The organism is Paeniglutamicibacter antarcticus, assembly GCF_039544305.1.
In the GTDB taxonomy this organism is placed as follows: Bacteria; Actinomycetota; Actinomycetes; order Actinomycetales; family Micrococcaceae; genus Paeniglutamicibacter; species Paeniglutamicibacter antarcticus_C.
Map to the genome: position 1 here is coordinate 1 of NZ_BAABLK010000027.1, position 19,308 is coordinate 19,308.

The window sequence follows — 19,308 nt, forward strand, 5'->3', positions numbered from 1 at the left end:
GTCCCGTTCGGCTGGTCAATTCCGTTGCCGCCAGTGGTCAATTCGTATTGCCGCTGGTGGTCAAGGGGCTGCCGCCACTGGTCATTTTCGTTGGCCGCCGATGGGCAATTTCAAACTGCCATTGACACGCGGTGATGTCCTTGGCCCAGCGCTTCCAAGCCCGGGGTGCAAACTTGCGCAGCAGAGCACCGATGCAGGCTTCTCCGGCCCGGCGCAGGGCTGCTGGGCTCGGGTATTTGGCCAGCAGTTCTGCCATGGCCACGTGGTCAAGGTGCGGGCCGATGACCCGTTCCAGGGCCGGGTGGATCTGGGTGAGCAGACCGCGGATGCGGTTGGAGGTCGCGGTTCCCTGTTTGGCCAGGTCATCATCGAATCCGCAGAGCATCGAGAGCTCTGCGACCTGCTCTTCGGTGACCTCGACGGTGCGCAGGGTGTGGGGCATGGTGCGAGCGGCGTCGGCAATAATATAGGCGTCTCGCGGATCGCTTTTGGCCTCGCACGGATGCAAATCAGCGATGCGGCGCATCGCCAGTCCCGGCAGGTAGGCAACCTGGATTCCGGCCGCTTGGGCGACCGCGACCGGCAGCGCACCGATGGTGGCCGGCTGGTCCACCACAAAGAGCAGCCGTTCGTGCTTGGACAGGGACTTGATCAGGGATTTGAGCTTGGCCTCGTCTTGGGGCAGGGCCTTGTCCAGCAGCTTCTTCCCGGCCTTGTTCAGGGCCACTGCATGGTGGTTGGACTTGCCGACATCGACGCCGATAAAAACGTCGATGGTTTCGTGTTCGTTGATCATGGCGCACCTCAATCGTCAGGCCACCAACGGGTGGTGGCATCGGATGAAACAGTGCTGGCTCGTCCTTACGGCTCCACGGCTCGGCATCCACGTTACGACCGACAATTGGACTGGTGCTGTCTTATCCGGATCCGGCCCCTATAAGCGATATCCCTGGTGCCTCTCGAATCTCGGTGACAGCACCCCCCGGATCATGAAAGAACAGGGGGAGTGAATCATGCCGAGACNCTTAAGGGGCTACTTAAAAGGTAACGGGGGGGGGCAGTGGCCGGTCCTATTGCCAATCGGAGCGCCGCACGGTCTCCATAGCGTTGGTGGCTCTTGGACGAAATGGAGCGGATCGATGCGGATGGTCCTCCAGCCGGGGCTTTCGGTAGCGATTGTGTGTCGAAGGAGTGGACTAAGTAGTGCTAGCTGTCTGAACAAGTAGTGACAAGTACTGCGGCATTGCCTCGAGCGCATGAATAGCGACTTAATAGAGTATGTACCACTCGTGAACCTAAACGGAATGTTTCATAGTGTTGAACTGAGTTCGGGCAATCTTGGGGTCGCCCGCGGGCTACAGAAGTGGGATCTTCCAGTTCTGATCTGCCGGCAGAATCCAATGCTGGTGATGACTCGTTCAAAACGTGATCCACGGGGGAGTGGCATACATGGCAACAGGCGTCGGGGAACCTATCGTCACCGGTCCAACGGCATTTGGGATGCCTTGGACATATCGAAACTCGCCGACGAAGTCGGTGTACGCGGCACCCGCACGCGTTCGTAGGCAGCATTGGGTGAAGACCCTGATGATCGTTGACACTCTTGTAGTGTCGGGCTTGATCTTTGCAGTTCAGCTGAACATCGGAACGCTACTGCAGGGCGTTGATGTGCTCATTGCTTTTAGTGCTGCGATGCTGTGGTTGCTGATGCTCAGCATGAAAGGGGCTCGTCAGCCACAGGTTCTAGGGGTGGGTTCTGATGAGTACAAAAGGGTGCTTGAGGCAAGCATTCTCAGTGCCGGACTCGTCGCTATCGCTACCGTTATCTCCCATGGCGTAATTCCATACGAATTGGTGATCTTCGGCATCCTTCCCGGTACTGTCGCATTGTTGTTCACACGCTGGATCTTGCGCCGTATCCTGCACATCCGGGCTCGTCAGGGGGCTACGCTTTCACGCGTAGTCGTTATTGGAGGGGCCCCTGACGTTCGATACCTGGTCGACCAGATCAAAAAGAAGTCTGCAAGCATTTTTCACGTCGTTGCTATAGTCGAGGACACCGGCCAGGGGCTCGTCATCGGCGATATCCCGGTGTTGCACGGCATTGAAAACCTGGACCACTTGATCAGGGTCAATGGAGCGGACGCTGTCATGGTTGCTGGATCCCTGCATTCCGGTTCCGATGCTGTAAAGAATTTGAGCTGGGAACTTGAGAAATCGGATACGGAGTTGATTCTGGCCTCCAGCCTGACAAACGTCGCAGGTCCTCGTATCAAGATGCGGCCCGTGGAAGGGCTGCCTCTCATGCATGTCGAGCCTCCCGTGTTCTCTGGGGCTCGAATGTGGGCCAAACGCGCGCTGGATATTGGGCTTTCTAGTTGCGCACTTGTGCTGTTGGCCCCGGTTTTTGCAACCATTGCGCTGACCGTTCGTGTCGATTCGAAGGGACCGATCGTTTTCAGGCAGCGTCGTGTAGGTAAAACTGGTAGGGACTTCGTCATGTTCAAGTTTCGGACAATGTCGGAAGACGCGGAAGATCGGCTAGAGGCCCTACAGCATGAAAACGAAGGCGCCGGTCCGCTGTTTAAGCTGAAGAATGATCCGCGTGTCACGCGTGTGGGTAGGGTTTTGCGTAAGCTTTCACTTGACGAACTGCCGCAGATCTTTAATGTACTTCGCGGCGACATGTCTCTGGTTGGGCCTCGCCCGCCACTTCGGACTGAGGTTGAATGCTACGAAAACCATACCTTCCGTCGTCTGCTGATTCGTCCAGGACTAACTGGTCTATGGCAAGTAAACGGCCGCAGTGACCTGAGCTGGGAAGACAGCGTGCGCCTGGATCTTTATTATGTCGAGAATTGGTCGGTTGTGGGAGACTGCATCATCATGTGGCACACTCTCAAGGCCATGATCCAACCTCGGGGAGCGTACTAATACGAAAATAGGGTTGGGTCAGGCTGCCTCCCGGGTGCTGAGGGTGACGCTGTAGCCGAGTTCCTGAAGGCGGCGGACGGCGTTGTTCTTGGTTCGGGTGGGGTCCTTCTGGGTGAAGAAGTCCGATCCCGGGTCGTGGTAGCACTCACCCTCGGCGAGCATGTGCCAGATGGCGGTGAGGATGGAATGCTCTATGGCGACGATGGCTTTCATCTTGCCGCGGCGCACGACGATCCGCTTGTAGCGTGCCCCGAGGTAGCTGTCCTTGGGATGTCCGGCAATGGACAGGGCAGCGATACCCAAGGTGCCCTTGAAGTAGCGGTTCCCCGGTCGGGTCTTGGTTGACTTGACCCGGCTGGCAGACTCGTTGGACCCCGGACTCAAACCCGCCCAGTAGGCCAGCCGGCCCGGGGTCTCGAAGGTGAACATGTCCGCCCCGGTCTCGGCGACGATGACATCGGCAACGAGGATGGAGACCCCCGGAATGATGCTCAGGAACTCCCGGGCTACCTGAAAGGGTTCCATTGCCACCTCGATCCGCGCGGTGAGTTCCTCGACCCACCGGGTGATCGAGTCGATGCGTTCAAGGTGCATGGTGCAGATAAATGCGTGGTGTTCCTCGAATCCTTCCGGTGAGGGCCTCGACGAGTTGGGGGATCCGTGGGCGCAGTCGCCCCTTGGCCAGGCTCGCCAACACCTGAGGGTCCCGCTCGCCCTTGATGAGGGCCTCGAGCATGGCCCGGGAGGACACCCCCCATCAGTTCCGAGACGTAGTCCGAGAGCTTAATGCCGGTGGACTCCAAAAACTTCTCCAGCCGGTGGACCTCACGGGTCCGATCATTGGTCGCGATGGTGCGTGCCCGCGTCAAATCCCGCAACACCCGAATCGGCGGGGGCGGAACGAAACAGGGACGCAACAGCCCATGGGCTCCCAACTGGGCCAACCAAGAAGCATCGGAAACGTCGGTCTTGCGGCCAGGGATGTTGCGCGCCGCTTTCGCGTTGACCAGCATCACCGGCAGGACGTCTTCAAACAAATAGTAGAACGGCTTCCAGTAGTCGCTGGTCGCCTCCATGACCACGGTGGTGACTTTCGCGGCAACCAGCATGTCCCGAAGGGCGAGGATCTGGTTGGTGGTTGAGCCCCAGGTGGTGACCTCGGTGTGGAAGGTCCCGGCGCGCTTGCCCGGGACACGAATGGCGACCTTCGCGTCGCTTTTGGAAATATCAAGACCCGCGGCACGTTCATGAACCAGATCCACGGGACACCTCCTGAACTCATTGTTTCTATGGGTGATGGTGCCTGCCGTGTGGAGGGCGGAATCAAATCAGGACTCTAATACGCGTGCTCTCAGCAACAATCTACGGTTCCCGTGGAACCCCCCGCACCACGCTCATGTACGGACCAACTACGGCACCAAGGAAAAATCGGCGTCGGACACGGCAAGCATTCCCATCATCTCTCCGACGGGTCCCCTAGCACCAGTTCTGGGGGTAAGCATGCCAAGATTTTCGATCTCCACGGCGCGCAGCGGCGCTGGAACGCTAGGTCGACCGTTGACACTGAAACAGCTGGGTGCCCCTATCCTTTTCGCAAGTCCTTTTCGGGTTTTTCCTGAATTATTCTGGAAACGTTTTGGCCTGCGTTTTTTGGGCAAGGCTACGTGGCCCGGTTCGGATACGTTGAGCCGGGATGCGGGGCCGTAAGCATGATGGATTAGGCCGCGAGGGCTACCGGGGCTTCATAGATGCTGCCATCGCGGAGCATCGCAAACAGGACATTGCAACGTCCACGAGCCAAAGCAATGACCGCTTGGTTGTGTTTCTTGCCCTCGGCGCGTTTGCGGTCGTAGTAGGCCCGCGAAACCTAGTCCCTGCATTTGAGCGAAGCAAAAGCCGAAAGGAACAAAGCCCGCTTGAGGACCTTGTTGCCCTTACGCGAAGAGTGGTCACCTCGGATCGAGGTCCCGGATCTCCACGTCACCGGCGCCAAGCCGGTATAGGAAGCCAGATGCCCGGCGGTGGCGAAGTCCTTGCCGGTGACTTCGGTAAGGATCCGTGGTTCGGTGCGGATCCCGACCCCTGGCATGGAATCTAGCATCAGATGCAGCGGGTGCTCTGTGACCAGTTCCTCTACGCGTTTGAGCACGTTGGCGCGGGCTGTCCTGTTCTGGGAGAGCATGCGGGCTAGTCCGGGCAGGACGATGCCGGCTGCCTCGGTGCCCGAGACGACCACGGTTTGGGCAGCCAAGGCAGCGATGATTTCATGGGCCCAGCCCTTCCAAGCCCGGGGTGCATACTTGCGCAGCAGGGCACCGATGTGGGCTTCTCCGGCCCGGCGCAGGGCTGCTGGTGTCGGGTATTTGGCCAGCAGTTTGGCCATGGCCACATGGTCAAGGTGCTCACCGATGACCCGTTCCAGGGCCGGGTGGATCGCAGGTGAGCAGACCGCGGATGCGGTTGGAGGTCGCGGTTCCCTGTTTGGCGAGGTCATCATCGAATCCGCAGAGCATCGAGAGCTCTGTGTCCTGTTCTTCGGGGACCTCGATGGCTGCCAAGATTTCACCGCTGGTGGTCCTACGGATCCAGACGATGGCCCGGTCCATTCCCGGCTTGATGACGGGGAAGGATTCGCAGCCCACACCGGCATTGGTAGTTGTGTTGATGATCGCGTAGGTGTGGGTGCGCGAGTGGGTGTCGATGCCGGTAACGTAGTCGTATTCTTCTGCCACGATGGGCATGACGGTGATCCTTCTTTCCAGTCGGGTACCGTTATTGGTGGCATCGGGCTGGTATTGAAATCTTGTCTGGCAAATCTCTAATGAGGCACGCAACCTTGTAGTTGCGGCCAACCTTTTATCAAGCCAGGGCGAAGGGTCAGGATGATGCCGCTCCACCAAGATGGACAGGTCTGGGGCAAGGCACATGGATAGGCCACGGCCAGATCATTAACGTGTCACACCTTGGTGGGTTGGCATCATCCTGCCAGCAGGTACCAGACCCGCCTAGATCATTAGAGATCATGAAAGAACGGGGGAGTGGATCATGCCGGGACCAACAGGCCAGCAACCTCAGTTCTTCCTCAGCGAGTCCGTTTAAGAGGCTACTTAAAAGGTAACGTGGGTACGAGGATGATTACGCAGGTGGGACTACGGTGCCATTCTGGAAGGAGTTCGTAGCACTGGAAATCAGGCTATCGCCTCAAGTCACCAGCTTAGCCCTGGTTCCTTGCGTAAGCCGGTCAATCCATACCAAGCAAGGTTCACCACGTGGGCGGCAACCGTCCGCTTGTCAGGGTGTCGTGCATCGAGCCACCACTGCGCGGTCATCGCGACCATGCCCACGAGCATCTGCGCATAGATCGATCCGTCTTCCGAGCTAAAACCGCGATGGGCGAATTCATCGGCAAGGATGTGTTCGACTTGTTCGGTCACCTTGGTCAGCAGCGTGGAGTATGTGCCTTCTGGCTGGGACGGGGGAGCATCGCGAACCAAGATGCGAAAACCCTCGGTGCATTCCTCGATATAAGTCAGGATCGCAAGGGCGGCCTTCTCCAGCAGTACCCGCGAGGAATCATCGCCGGAGAGCGACTCGGTGATGCGGGCAAGCAGCTCCCGATACTCGTTGGTCACCACCTCCATGTAGAGCGCTTCCTTGGAACCAAAGTGCTCGTAGACAACAGGTTTTGACACACCGGCGGCCCGGGCGATTTCCTCGATCGTGGTGCCGTCGACTCCGCGCAGGGAGAAAAGCTGTCGTGAGACATCGATCAGCTGCAATCGTCGTTGGACGCCGGTCATTCGGGTGCGCGGGCGTGGGGTGGGGCTCATGATCCTCATGGTAAGCACAGATACGGCCCAAACGCTGTCCAATCGCCGGTATGAGAGGGGGATTGGCGCGACCTCGATCCTGAAGTCGCATCCTTGGGCCCAGTCGTGGCAGAATAGTTCACTGTGCCGACGAGGCAAGTTCAACGCACATTCCGCCCTGGTGTAATGGCAGCACCCCAGCCTTTGGAGCTGTGGAGTATAGGTTCGAATCCTATGGGCGGAACGCATCACTTCATTGAAATCCCGGAACTTTTCCCGGGATAGGATGATGAGGCCTGGCCCCGCCGGTCTGGCTAACCTAAGTACAGGGGAGTACCAATCTTGAGCGTTCACGCAAACGCACCAGCCGCTGTCATCGTTCTCGCTGCAGGTGCGGGAACACGAATGAAGTCGGCGAAACCCAAGATCTTGCACGAAATCGGTGGCCGGTCAATGATCGGCCATGCACTTGCAGCGGCGGAGGGGCTCGAGCCCCAGCAGCTCGTGGCCGTGGTTCGCTTCGAGCGCGAACGCGTCGTTGAGCATCTCCTGCGAATCAACCCTGCCGTTGTCATCGCCGACCAGGACGAGGTCCCGGGCACCGGGCGCGCCGTGCAGCAGGGCCTTGACCAGCTGGATCCGACGCTCGAAGGCACCATCGTCGTCACCTATGGCGATGTCCCCCTGCTGACCACCGACCTGCTCTCCGAACTCGTCGCCACGCATGATCGCGAGGGCAACGCCGTCACCGTGCTCACCGCATTGCTTGACGACGCCACCGGATACGGCCGGATCCTGCGCGCCAAGGACGGAACCGTCCTGGGAATCCGCGAGCACAAGGATGCCAGTGACGAAGAGCGGGCGATCAAGGAAGTGAATTCCGGGATCTACGCTTTCGACGCGCAGGTGCTGCGATCGGCGCTGGCCGAGGTCACCACCGAGAACGCGCAAGGCGAAATGTACCTGACCGACGTCCTGGGCATCGCCAGGTCCACCGGTGGCCGCGTGGCCGCAGTGGTGACAGAGGACCCCTGGCAGGTAGAGGGAGCCAACGACCGGGTGCAGCTTGCCGCGCTGGGCAAGGAGATGAACCGCCGCATCCTGGAAAAGTGGATGCGCGCCGGGGTGAGCATCATCGACACTGAAACCACCTGGATCGATGTCGAGGTTGCCTTGTCCAACGACGTGACCATCAAGCCGGGAACGCAGCTATTGGGAAGCACCGCCATTGGCACGGACGCCGTCATCGGCCCAGACACCACCTTGACGAACACCCAGGTGGGCCCGGGCGCAAGGATCACCAGGTCGGATGTCACCGATTCGACGATTGCCGAAGGCGGCTCCGTAGGACCCTTCGCCTACCTGCGACCCAAGACCAACCTGGGTCCGGACGCCAAGATCGGCGCATTCTACGAGACGAAGAACATCGTTGTCGGCCGAGGCTCCAAGCTCTCGCACCTCGGCTATGCCGGGGACGCCGAGATCGGCGAATACACGAACATCGGCTGCGGCAACATCACGGCCAACTATGACGGGGTCAACAAGCACCGTACTCTCATCGGTTCGCACGTACGCACGGCCTCCAATACCGTGTTTGTCGCACCGGTGACCATCGGGGACGGTGCATACACCGGGGCCGGCGCCATCGTGCGCAAGAACGTTCCGGCAGGGGCACTTGCCCTTTCTGTTGCTCCGCAACGCAACTCGGAGGGCTGGACGATGTCCAAGCGCCCCGGTTCCGCTGCCGCGGAGGCCGCATTCAAGTCCGCACTGGATTCCGGCGAGAACGCCGCATCCACGGATCAGGCCAAGTAACAATTCAAATCATCTCCGATCCCCGTTCGAGCCAGAAAGCGATCCCATGAGTGAACTGATCCATAACGTCGACAAGAAGCTGGTGCTGGCCTCCGGGCGTGCGCACCCGGAGCTTGCTGAAGAGGTCGCGGCCGCCCTCGGGACCGAGTTGCTTCCGCTGAGCGCCTACGACTTTGCCAACGGAGAGATCTACGTCCGCTCCGGCGAATCCGTGCGCGGCAAGGAAATCTTCGTCATTCAGGCACACCCGGCACCGTTGAACAACTGGCTCATGGAGCAGCTGATCATGGTTGATTCCATGAAACGTGCCTCGGCCCGGCGCATCACCGTGGTTGCACCCTTCTACCCCTATGCCCGCCAGGACAAGAAGGGCCGCGGCCGCGAGCCCATCTCCGCCCGACTGGTGGCGGACATGTTCAAGGTTGCCGGAGCGGACCGCATCATGAGTGTGGACCTGCACACCGCACAGATCCAGGGCTTCTTCGATGGGCCGGTCGATCACCTCTTCGCCATCCCGCTGCTGGCGGATTATATCCGCGGCGTCGTCGGCGATGATCCGGTCACCGTGGTTTCCCCGGATACCGGACGCGTCCGGGTTGCCGAGCAGTGGGCCGAGCGCCTCGGCGGGGCTCCGTTGGCCTTTGTGCACAAGTCTCGTGACCTGACCGTCCCGAACCAGGCGGTTTCCAAGACTGTGGTCGGCCAGGTCAAGGGCCGCACCTGCGTGCTGATCGATGACATGATCGACACCGGCGGGACCATCGCCGGCGCGGTGAAGGTGCTCAAGGACGCAGGAGCCAAGGACGTCATCATTGCCGCCACCCACGCCGTGTTCTCGGATCCTGCCTCGCAGCGACTCGCCGAGTCCGGCGCACGGGAAGTCGTGGTGACCAACACCTTGCCGATCCCCGAGTCCAAGCGCTTCGAGACCTTGACAGTCCTGTCGATCGCACCCCTGCTGGCCCGCGCCATCAAGGAAGTCTTCGAAGACGGATCGGTCACCAGCCTCTTCGACGGCGACGCCTAAAGCGTCCTGTAGCGAAAACGGCGCGTCCGTTCCCGGGTCCTTTGGTCTTCCGCCCGCGGAATGGCCGAAGGGCCCGACGTTGTTTCGGCCGGGAGCGGGTCGGCTGCCGCCGATTTCTGCCAGGCGGCCAAGTCCTGCTAAAATTATCGATTGTGTCCAGGCGAGGGAACTCCATTTCGGTGGAGGTCCGTTATCGACGAGGCTAGAACCGCACTAACGTTCAACTCCTTAGCGGGAATCGGATGATGATGCTTCTAGGCCCGAGCGGGGCAGGAACCAATTAATCATCTTCCACAAGGAGAACAACATGGCTAAGACCATCAAGCTTGACGGCGAACTTCGCACCGACTTCGGCAAGGGTGCTGCGCGCCAGGCCCGCCGCGCCGGTAAGATCCCGGCAGTCATCTACGGCCACGGCACCGACCCAGTCCGCATCCTGTTGCCGATCGCCGCAACCACCCTCGCCGTTCGTGGCTCCAACGCACTGCTGAAGATCTCGGTTGACGGTGAAAACACCACCACTCTGGTAAAGGACATCCAGCGCCACCCGCTGCGCCAGACGGTTGACCACCTCGACCTCCTGATCGTCAAGAAGGGCGAGAAGGTCATCGTTGACGTTTCCGTCCACATCGAAGGCGAGCTCACCGCAGGCACCCAGCTGTCACTGGACCAGCCGGTCATCGCCGTCGAGGCAGAAGCCGTGGCCCTTCCGGAATACGTCGTCGCCAACATCTCCGGCGTGCAGGCAGGCAGCCAGATCCTCGCATCGGACCTGATCCTCCCAGACGGCACCGCCCTGGCGATCGAAGCCGACGTTGTCGTTGCAACCATCGACGAGGCCACCGTCGACGCAGAGCCGGAAGAGGCTTCGGCAGCTTCCGCCGAGTAGTCATTTCTTCTCGGTTCTCGCATGACTAGCGAAACCTGGCTTGTAGCCGGGCTCGGAAACCCCGGGCCCGGCTACGCGCATAACAGGCACAATATTGGCCAGATGGTCGTCGATGAACTTGCTGCACGCACCGGTGGAAAGTTCAAGACCCACAGTTCCCGCGCCCAGATCCTTGAAGGGCGCCTGGGAATCGGAGGGCCCCGGCTGATCCTGGCAAAACCGATGAGCTTCATGAACCTCTCCGGTGGCCCCGTGGCCAACCTGGCGAAGTTCTTTGGCGTCGGCAACGAGCATGTCATCGCCGTGCACGACGAGATTGACGTCCCTTTTGACACCGTGAAGATCAAGTTCGGCGGCGGCGAGGGCGGCCATAATGGACTGCGCGACATCTCCAAGGCGTTGGGCACCAAGGACTACCTGCGGGTGCGCGTCGGCGTGGGGCGGCCCCCTGGCCGCATGGAAACCGCGGATTATGTGCTCAAGGACTTCTCGAAGGACGAAAAAAAGGACCTTCCGTTCCTTGTGGACACCGCGGCTGATGCCGTCGAGGAATTGATGAAGAACGGGCTCGAGGCCGCGCACCGTAAATTCCACCTCGCATAGGCAGGACGTGAGGCCAAGTGGGCTCCACCGGTACCTCCATCGTGCGGCAGGCTCGATCCACTGAAAATTCTTGGTTTTCATTGATGCCGCAGGCAGCGGATCGTTCTTGCCCCATTTCGGGCCCCGAGGGACGGACCGGTAGCGGACGGCCGTCGAGGTCTGGGCATCCCCATCTCATTAACGGCCCCTTTTGTGCCCTTGTCCCGACGCGGGCCGTAACGGTAAGGGTGGACTTATGTGCCATGGGCGCCTTGACGTGGGAGAATTAGCGAAGCAAATGATGCCGTAATCTAACTGCGGTCCGCGAGTCCAGTCCCCGACCGGTGGAGCCGAGCACTCGAGGCACCGTCGGCATGGAACAACCTTCGGAGGAAACCCAACGTGTCCAGCGCATCGCACACGACGCAAGATACCCTTCCGCATCAACTTGATGACGTGGAAGTCGCGCGCCTACGCGCAGATTTTCCGATCTTGGAGCGCAGGGTCAACGGGGCTCCGCTGATCTACCTTGATTCGGGGGCCACTTCGCAGACACCCACGTGTGTCTACGAAGCCGAACAACATTTCTACGAGAACTTCAACTCAGCCGTTCACCGCGGCGCGCATTCCCTAGCCGTTGAGGCAACCGACATCTTCGAGCAGGCACGCTCCGACCTTGCCAGCTTCATCGGCGCCAGGCAGAACGAGGTCATCTGGACCTCCAACGCCACCGAAGCCCTGAACCTCATCACCTATTCCTTTGGCAATGCCAGCGCAGGCCTTGGCGGGGAAGCCGCCAGGAAATTCGCCCTGGGCCCCGGCGACGAGATCGTGGTCACCGAACTCGAACACCACGCCAACTTGATCCCGTGGCAGGAACTGGCGCTGCGCACGGGCGCCACGCTGAAGTTCATACCCGTCGATGAGGCAGGGGCGTTGCGGATGGGGCTGGCGGGTTCAATTATCACCCCTGCCACCAAGGTCGTGGCGTTCACGCATGTCTCGAACGTGCTGGGCACGGTGACCAATGTGCCAGCGTTGGTTGCGCTGGCCCGCAGCGTGGGCGCCTTGACCGTCCTGGATGGATGCCAATCGGTCCCGCACCTGCCGGTTGACGTCAAGGAACTCGACGTGGATTTCATGGCATTTTCGGGGCACAAGATGCTGGGCCCCACAGGGATCGGCGGGCTCTATGGCCGTGGCGAGCTGCTCGATGCCATGCCGCCCTTCCTGACCGGCGGGTCGATGATCACTTCGGTGACCATGGAGAAAGCCGAATACCTGCCCTCCCCGATGCGTTTCGAGGCCGGCACCCAACGCATCTCACAGGCCCATGGATTGGCCACCGCTGTGGCCTACCTGCGCGAGGTAGGCATGGAGCGCATTGCTGCCTGGGAGACGCAGCTGGGCCAGCGGATGCTCAGCGGACTGGCATCCATCCCCGGTGTGCGCGTGCTGGGCCCAACGGGGGGAGCGCAGCGCATCGGCACTGCACCGTTTGTCATCGAGGACGTGCACCCGCATGACGTTGGCCAATTCCTGGACTCACGCGGTGTTGCCGTGCGGGTCGGCCACCACTGTGCGCAGCCCTTGCACCGTGCGCTGGGCATCGTTTCCAGCACCCGGGCCAGCACCTACTTGTACAACACCACCAGTGACATCGACGCCCTGCTCAATGCCGTCTCCGATGTGCGCGGATACTTCCGGGTGGGCAAATGAGCGACCTTGACCAGTTGTACCAGCAGATCATCCTCGACCACGCCAGGGAGCGGCACGGTGCCGGGCTGCTCGAGGCCCCGGCCGGAGTGGCCCACGGGGAGTCGATACAACACAACCCCGTATGCGGGGACTACATCACGCTACGGGTCCAGCTCGACGGCACGGTGCTGAAAAACGTTTCCTGGGAGGGCGACGGCTGTTCCATTTCGATGGCGTCGGCCTCGGTGCTCAGCGAGATGGCCACCGGGATGGAGCGCGATCAGTTCATGGACATCCTTGATGAGTTCCGTGAACTGATGCGCTCGCGTGGGAGCAAGGTGGGGGACGAGGATATCCTGGGCGACGGCGCAGCTTTTGCAGGGGTTTCCAAGTTCCCCGCGCGGGTCAAGTGCGCCATGCTCTCCTGGGTCGCTGCGGAGGCTGCCCTGTTGGCCGCGAACAGCTGACAAGCATAGGCACGGCAGGGGCCGGTTGGCTTGTCCCGTGGAATTTAAGGGGCAAGCCAACCGGCCTCTGTTCTTGCTGACGTTGGGCTAGATGTTTTGGTCCGGATCCTGAAAGATGTCGGGGATGCCGTCGTCATTGGCGTCAATCGCGGCCTGCTCGTTGAGCTTGCGGTAGCGACGGTCCCGCGGGCGCAGCCACAAGGTACCGAGGAAGGCGGCCAACAGCGAACCGGTCAGGATCGCGACCTTCGCATGGTCGTAGTGCGGCGATGCCAGCCCGAAGGAAAGCTCGGAGACCAGCAGCGAGACGGTGAACCCGATCCCGGCAAGAAGCGTCACGCCCAGCAGGTCGCTCCATTTGGTGCCCGGGGCAAGATTCGCCTTCGTGGTGTGGGTGACCAGCCATGTGGCTCCAAGGATGCCGATGGGTTTGCCGAAGATCAGGCCGAAGACGATGCCCCACAGCACAGGGTCCCCCAGCGCCGAGGAGAAGCCCTCGAGACCTCCGATGGCAACGCCGGCTGAGAAGAACGCAAAGACCGGGACGCAGAAACCGCTGGAGAGCGGGCGGAAACGATGCTCGAACTTCTCGGCCAGGCCAGGCTTTTCCACCTCGTCCTTGTTCTTGCGCAGGACGGGGACACAGAAGCCCAGGACCACACCGGCAATTGTCGCGTGGATACCCGAGCCAAAGACCAGGGCCCAGCTGATCATGCCCAATGGCAGCAGGATGAGCCAAGGTGCCCAGCGTCGGGCGGCGAAGAACTTCGGCCACTTGTGCGAGATGAACGCATAGGCACCGATCGGCACCAAGGCCATCAACAGGTACGGAGGGCGCAGCTCGTCGGTGAAGACGAAGGCGATGATCACGATGGCAATGAGGTCATCAACCACCGCGAGGGTCAGCAGGAAGATGCGCAGGGGGGAAGGCAGGTTCGATCCGATGACGGCCAGCACAGCCACGGCGAAGGCGATGTCCGTGGCGGTGGGGATGGCCCAGCCCCTCAGGGTTTCTCCGCCGGTCGAAGCGTTCAGGGCAACGAAGATCAATGCGGGAACCAGTACGCCGCCAAACGCTGCAGCCACCGGAACAATGGCGCGTTTCATGTCTTGCAGGTCCCCGGCGACGAATTCCTTCTTGAGCTCCAGCCCCACCAGGAAGAAGAAGACTGCCAGGAGCCCATCCGCGGCCCAGTGGCCGAGCGACAGGTTCAGGTCGATACCGAAGACCTCGAAGCCGATGGTGAAATCACGAAGGGCGAAGTAGCTGTCGGATGCCGGTGAGTTGGCCCAGACGAGCGCGATGATCGCGCCAACGATCAGGACGAGCCCGCCGACCGTTTCCTTGCGGAGAATCTCTCCGATTCGGAGGGATTCGGTGTAACTCCCGGGGCCAAAAACCGTCTTGGGTTTGTTGGCTGGTGGGGGTGTTTGGTTCATGGTCTTCTTCGATTCTTTTTAGGGAGGCTGAAGTTATCGCCGACCAGACTTCCCGGCACACCAAAAACCACACTAACGCTTAAACGTGTCCCTGCGCACTTTTGCGTTACGTCACGACCTCAGTCGCTGCGTAATTTTCGCTGCCGGTTGCCCTGGTGCCGGACCTAACATGCCGTGGGATCCGCGACCAAGGTGTCAGGACGTGGCGGCCATCCACCCGACCGGTGCAGGCACGACTTCTGCCGAACTATCCAGGCCATGGACGCCGGGGGGTGCTTTAGCCGCGTTCGATCCAGGAGGAGACCTTGGCCCCTTGCAAGGCCAATGCCTTGGAGATGAACGGCTCAGCGGCCGAAGCGATCTTGCCGCCCACGAACGGGATGGAGGAGGACACCGTCGCCTCGAGGCCCAGGACGGATCCGGTGGGGGTGGCCGTCAAAGACTCGGTGCCGGAGACCGAGACCGGCAGTGAACCGACGGTGACCTTCAAGGTCGCCTCGCGACTGCCGTCGGCTGCAGGCGCCGACCAAGATTCGACCTGGGTGACGTCCACTGTCTGGCCCACGAACTTGCGCGCGATCTCCGGCGCCCTGTCGGTGGGCAAGGTGCGCACTGTGGTCAGGGTGAACGCCGCTGCGGTGTCCCCGGCGACCTCGAAGCTCTTGAGCGTTCCTGAGACGATCCCGGTCAGGTGTTCGGCGAAGGATCGGTCGGCCAGCGTCGCAATGACGGTTTCGGGGGCGTGGGTCAAATCTGTGGTGGCGTTAAGGGCCATGGGGCAGGACTCCGTAAAATTGATTGGCCAGGCAAAATCTTCGTGCAACGCCACAAGCTTACCGGGAGTGCCCGTCCACGGCGGTAAGCTTGAACGGCGCACCCCGGGAATCCACATGGATCTCGGGTACTTGTGTTGTGCGCCTACCAGGTCTTCGGAAAGGACCCCAGCCGATGGCGCTTCACGGCCTGCGCGCAGCATTGCGACACGACACCTCCTTTACCCGCGTCGGATTCAACGCTTCGACCACGTACGAGTCCCGGGCCAACGAGCTGGAGATCGCGGCCCCGGCGGGGATGCGCGCGGTCATCACCGCCGAGACCGTCGAAGCGCTTCGTGCCAAGGTTTCCGGCGGGATCGTGCTGGCGGTGACAGCAACCGGACGCGAAACCGAGGAGCTGGTGGCCTCCCTGCACGGTTTTCTGCCCAAGGACGCCGTGGTTGAGTTCCCTTCCTGGGAAACCCTCCCGCACGAGCGGCTCTCCCCTCGATCGGACACCGTGGGACGGCGCCTGCAGGTGCTGCGTCGGCTCGAAACCCGGGACCCGGACCTGCAGGTCATCGTCGCCCCGATCCGCGCCGTCATCCAGCCGTTGGTGGCCGGACTGGGCAAATTGGAACCGGTGGATTTGAAGGTCGGGGAAGAATACGAATTCTCTTCCGTCGTTAGGGCGCTGGCCGATGCCGCCTATGCCCGCGTCGACATGGTCACGCACCGTGGCGAATTTGCCGTGCGCGGAGGTATTCTCGATGTCTTCCCGCCCACCTCCGACCACCCGGTGCGCATCGATTTCTTCGGCGACGAGATCGAGGCAATGCGCTACTTCTCCATCGCGGACCAGCGCTCGCTGGAGAACGAACCACCCGAGGCGATCCAGGCCCCTCCGTGCCGTGAACTATTGATCACGCCCTCGGTGATGTCCCGTGCGGCGAAGCTACAGGAACAGATGCCCGCCGCACGGGACATGCTTTCGAAGATCGCCGGTGGCATAGCCGTCGAGGGCATGGAATCCCTGGCACCGGTGCTCGTCGATTCCATGGTGCCGCTGTTGGGCACGCTTCCGGCCGGATCCATAGCCGTGGTCATGGAGCCCGAACGCGTCAGGGCGCGCGCGCACGACCTGGAAGCCACCAACGCGGAGTTTCTTGCAGCTGCATGGGCCACGGCCTCCGAGGGCGGGGCAGCGCCCCTTGACCTGGCCCAGGCCCAAGCGCAGGCTGCCGCAGCTGAGCTCGAAGCCGGGAACTTCACGTCCCTGGCCCAGACCCTCTTGGATGCCCAAGCCGCCGCTGTCTCGTGGTGGTCACTGACCTCGTTGGGTGCCGACACCGATCTTTTGCCCGAAGCCGACTCGATCCGCATCGACGCCCGCGAACCCCGTGGCTACCAGGGCGACGTGGCGGAAATGCTCGAATTCATCTCCTCGCGGATCAAGGACGACTGGTCAATCGTGGTGGCCACCGACGGACCCGGCCCGGCCCAGCGCCTGGCCGAACTCTTCCACGATGCAGAGATCCCCACGCACCGCATCACTTCGCTCGACGACGAGCCGACGCACGGGTTGATCGAGATCACCACCGCCGAGGCCGGGCGCGGGTTCGCGTTGGATTCCCTGAAGCTGGGGTTCCTCACCGAGGCGGATCTGCTGGGCCGATCCGGCGCCTATGCGCCGCGTGGGGCCAAGCGGCTGGCAGCCAAGCGCCGCAACGCCGTTGACCCGTTGACGTTGGTCGAGGGCGACTTCGTGGTCCACGAGCAGCACGGCATTGCCAGGTTCGTCGAACTGATGGCCCGCAAGATAGCCGGCGGCAAGGACGCCAAGCGCGAATACCTGGTCCTGGAATACGCACCTTCCAAACGCGGGGCCCCGGGAGACAAGCTCTTTGTTCCCACCGACCAACTTGACCAGATCACCCGGTACGTCGGCGGGGAGGCGCCCTCCCTGTCCAAGATGGGCGGCTCGGACTGGTCAAGCACCAAGTCCAAGGCACGCAAGGCCGTCAAGGAGATCGCCGGGGACCTGATCCGGCTGTACTCGGCGCGCATGGCCAGCCGCGGGCACGCCTTTGCCGCCGACACCCCGTGGCAGGCCGAGCTCGAGGAGGCCTTCGCCTACGTGGAGACCCCCGACCAGCTGACTTCCATCAACGAGGTCAAGGCGGACATGGAACGCGAGATCCCGATGGATCGGCTGATCTCCGGTGACGTGGGGTTCGGCAAGACCGAGGTTGCGGTGCGTGCGGCGTTCAAGGCGGTACAGGACTCAAAGCAGGTTGCGGTGCTGGTTCCCACCACCCTGCTGGCCTCCCAGCACCAACAGACGTTCACCGAACGCTATGCGGGCTTCCCGGTGCGCGTGCGCACGCTCTCGCGCTTCCAGAGCGCCAAGGAGTCCAAGGAGATCATCGAGGGCCTGAAGAACGGCACCGTGGACGTTGTCATCGGCACGCACCGGCTTTTCTCGGACACCGTGGCGTTCAAGGACCTGGGGCTGGTGATCGTCGATGAGGAACAGCGCTTTGGCGTCGAGCACAAGGAGCAGCTCAAGAAGCTGCGGACCAACGTGGACGTGCTTTCCATGTCGGCCACCCCGATCCCGCGCACCCTGGAGATGTCGCTGACCGGGATCCGCGAGACCTCCACGCTGGCCACACCGCCGGAGGAGCGCCACCCGGTGCTCACCTACGTCGGGCCGCGCACCGACCAGCAGATTTCCGCCGCCATCCGCCGCGAACTGATGCGCGACGGTCAGGTCTTCTTCGTGCATAACCGGGTCTCCTCGATCGACAAGATTGCCGCCGAGCTGCGCGACCTTGTTCCCGAGGCGCGTGTCGAGGTCGCCCACGGCAAGATGAGCGAATCCCGCCTGGAGAAGATCATCCAAGACTTCTGGGAGAAGAAGTTCGACGTGCTGGTCTCCACCACCATCATCGAAACCGGTCTTGACATCTCCAACGCAAACACATTGATCGTGGACCGCGCGAACAATTACGGGCTGTCCCAGCTGCACCAGCTACGTGGACGGGTGGGTCGCGGACGCGAGCGCGCCTACGCCTACTTCCTGTGGAACGCCGAAAAGCCGTTGGGCGAGGTTGCGCTCGAGCGGCTCAAGGCCGTGGCTGCGCATAACGAACTGGGCTCCGGCTATCAGCTGGCCATGAAGGATTTGGAAATCCGAGGGGCCGGCAACTTGCTCGGCGGTGAGCAGTCCGGGCACATCGCCGGGGTCGGGTTCGATTTATACCTGCGCTTGGTGGGAGAGGCAGTTGCAGACTTCAAGGGTGAAAAGGTTGAAAAAGCGGCAGAGATGAAGATCGAGCTGCCGGTCAATGCGCACCTGCCGCACGACTACGTGCCGGGGGAGCGGCTGCGCCTGGAGGCGTACCGGATGATCGCCGCAGCCATTGACTTTGCGGGGCTCGACGATGTGTTGGCCGAGCTCATCGATCGCTACGGACAGCCGCCGGCGCCCGTGGTGAACCTCTTGGAGGTCGCCAGGATCCGTATCAGGGCCCGCGCCTTGGGGCTGACCGATGTTGCGATGATGGGCAACGGCATCAAGTTCGCGCCTGCTGCCATTGCAAACCTGCCCGATTCGCGCCAGCTGCGTCTGGCGAGGATGTACAAGGGAGCGGCCGACAAACCCACCTTGGACGCCATCGTGATCCCCAAGCCACAGACTTCTCCGATCGGCGGTCGGGACCTCGTGGACGAGAAGATCCTGGAATGGGTTTCCGGGGTGTTGACCAACATCTTCGAGGTCGAGGCCCCGCGTTCCAGGGTGTAGACGCCAAGGCGTACCAAGCAAGGATGCCGGGTGCTTGACCGCAATGCGGAAAAGCACCCGGCATCCGAGTGGCGGTGTCTATGC

Annotated in this window: 11 protein-coding genes, 1 tRNA gene and 3 pseudogenes; 9 read left to right on the top strand and 6 right to left on the bottom strand. The window is 61.6% G+C overall.

The features are described 5' to 3' along the window. Positions 1–133 precede the first annotated feature (133 nt). Positions 134–796, bottom strand: a pseudogene (locus ABEA12_RS07910) (IS110 family transposase); the annotation flags it as partial. Between the two features lie 779 nt (positions 797–1,575). On the opposite strand from ABEA12_RS07910, the gene ABEA12_RS07915 reads away from it, so the two are divergent. Next, positions 1,576–2,934 (top strand): sugar transferase, encoded by a 1,359-nt coding sequence (locus ABEA12_RS07915; RefSeq protein ID WP_210101683.1) that lies wholly within the window; start codon positions 1,576–1,578, stop codon positions 2,932–2,934. Positions 2,935–2,952: 18 nt separating this feature from the next. Here ABEA12_RS07915 and ABEA12_RS07920 read toward each other — a convergent pair. The 3 genes and pseudogenes from ABEA12_RS07920 to ABEA12_RS07930 form a co-directional block, all read right to left on the bottom strand. Continuing rightward, positions 2,953–4,196, bottom strand: a pseudogene (locus ABEA12_RS07920) (IS110 family RNA-guided transposase). Between the two features lie 455 nt (positions 4,197–4,651). Then, positions 4,652–5,537: pseudogene (locus ABEA12_RS07925) on the bottom strand (IS110 family RNA-guided transposase); the annotation flags it as partial. A gap of 603 nt (positions 5,538–6,140) precedes the next feature. Further along, positions 6,141–6,764, bottom strand: coding sequence for a TetR/AcrR family transcriptional regulator (locus ABEA12_RS07930; RefSeq protein WP_345467513.1), 624 nt, complete (start codon positions 6,762–6,764; stop codon positions 6,141–6,143). Positions 6,765–6,915: 151 nt separating this feature from the next. On the opposite strand from ABEA12_RS07930, the gene ABEA12_RS07935 reads away from it, so the two are divergent. From ABEA12_RS07935 to sufU, 7 genes are all read left to right on the top strand, one after another. Then, positions 6,916–6,987, top strand: a tRNA-Gln gene (locus ABEA12_RS07935). 98 nt (positions 6,988–7,085) lie between these two features. Continuing rightward, entirely contained in the window at positions 7,086–8,558 is a 1,473-nt protein-coding gene (glmU, locus tag ABEA12_RS07940; protein ID WP_210101682.1) for a bifunctional UDP-N-acetylglucosamine diphosphorylase/glucosamine-1-phosphate N-acetyltransferase GlmU, read from the top strand. Between the two features lie 46 nt (positions 8,559–8,604). Beyond that, positions 8,605–9,585, top strand: coding sequence for a ribose-phosphate diphosphokinase (locus ABEA12_RS07945; protein ID WP_210101681.1), 981 nt, complete (start codon positions 8,605–8,607; stop codon positions 9,583–9,585). A gap of 307 nt (positions 9,586–9,892) precedes the next feature. Beyond that, positions 9,893–10,474, top strand: a complete 582-nt coding sequence (locus ABEA12_RS07950) for a 50S ribosomal protein L25/general stress protein Ctc (RefSeq protein WP_210101680.1) — start codon at positions 9,893–9,895, stop codon at positions 10,472–10,474. A gap of 21 nt (positions 10,475–10,495) precedes the next feature. Next, positions 10,496–11,077, top strand: a complete 582-nt coding sequence (gene pth, locus ABEA12_RS07955) for an aminoacyl-tRNA hydrolase (protein ID WP_210101679.1) — start codon at positions 10,496–10,498, stop codon at positions 11,075–11,077. Positions 11,078–11,458: 381 nt separating this feature from the next. Beyond that, positions 11,459–12,775, top strand: a complete 1,317-nt coding sequence (locus tag ABEA12_RS07960) for an aminotransferase class V-fold PLP-dependent enzyme (RefSeq protein WP_210101678.1) — start codon at positions 11,459–11,461, stop codon at positions 12,773–12,775. Continuing rightward, the gene (gene sufU, locus ABEA12_RS07965; RefSeq protein WP_210101677.1) at positions 12,772–13,221 is read left to right on the top strand and encodes a Fe-S cluster assembly sulfur transfer protein SufU; all 450 of its coding nucleotides are present in this window, start codon (positions 12,772–12,774) and stop codon (positions 13,219–13,221) included. Before ABEA12_RS07960 ends, sufU begins: the two co-directional genes overlap by 4 nt. Positions 13,222–13,308: 87 nt before the next feature. Here sufU and nhaA read toward each other — a convergent pair whose 3' ends face one another. Both nhaA and ABEA12_RS07975 read right to left on the bottom strand, forming a co-directional pair. Further along, positions 13,309–14,661 carry a Na+/H+ antiporter NhaA gene (gene nhaA, locus ABEA12_RS07970; protein WP_210101676.1) on the bottom strand — a complete coding sequence of 451 codons (1,353 nt, stop codon included), beginning with the start codon at positions 14,659–14,661 and terminating at the stop codon, positions 13,309–13,311. A 277-nt stretch (positions 14,662–14,938) separates the two neighbouring features. Further along, on the bottom strand, positions 14,939–15,436 hold the full coding sequence (locus ABEA12_RS07975) for a DUF2505 domain-containing protein (protein WP_210101675.1): 498 nt from the start codon (positions 15,434–15,436) through the stop codon (positions 14,939–14,941). 173 nt (positions 15,437–15,609) lie between these two features. On the opposite strand from ABEA12_RS07975, the gene mfd reads away from it, so the two are divergent. Beyond that, complete coding sequence (gene mfd / locus ABEA12_RS07980) at positions 15,610–19,224, top strand: transcription-repair coupling factor (RefSeq protein WP_210101674.1); 3,615 nt, start codon at positions 15,610–15,612, stop codon at positions 19,222–19,224. Positions 19,225–19,308: the final 84 nt, after the last annotated feature.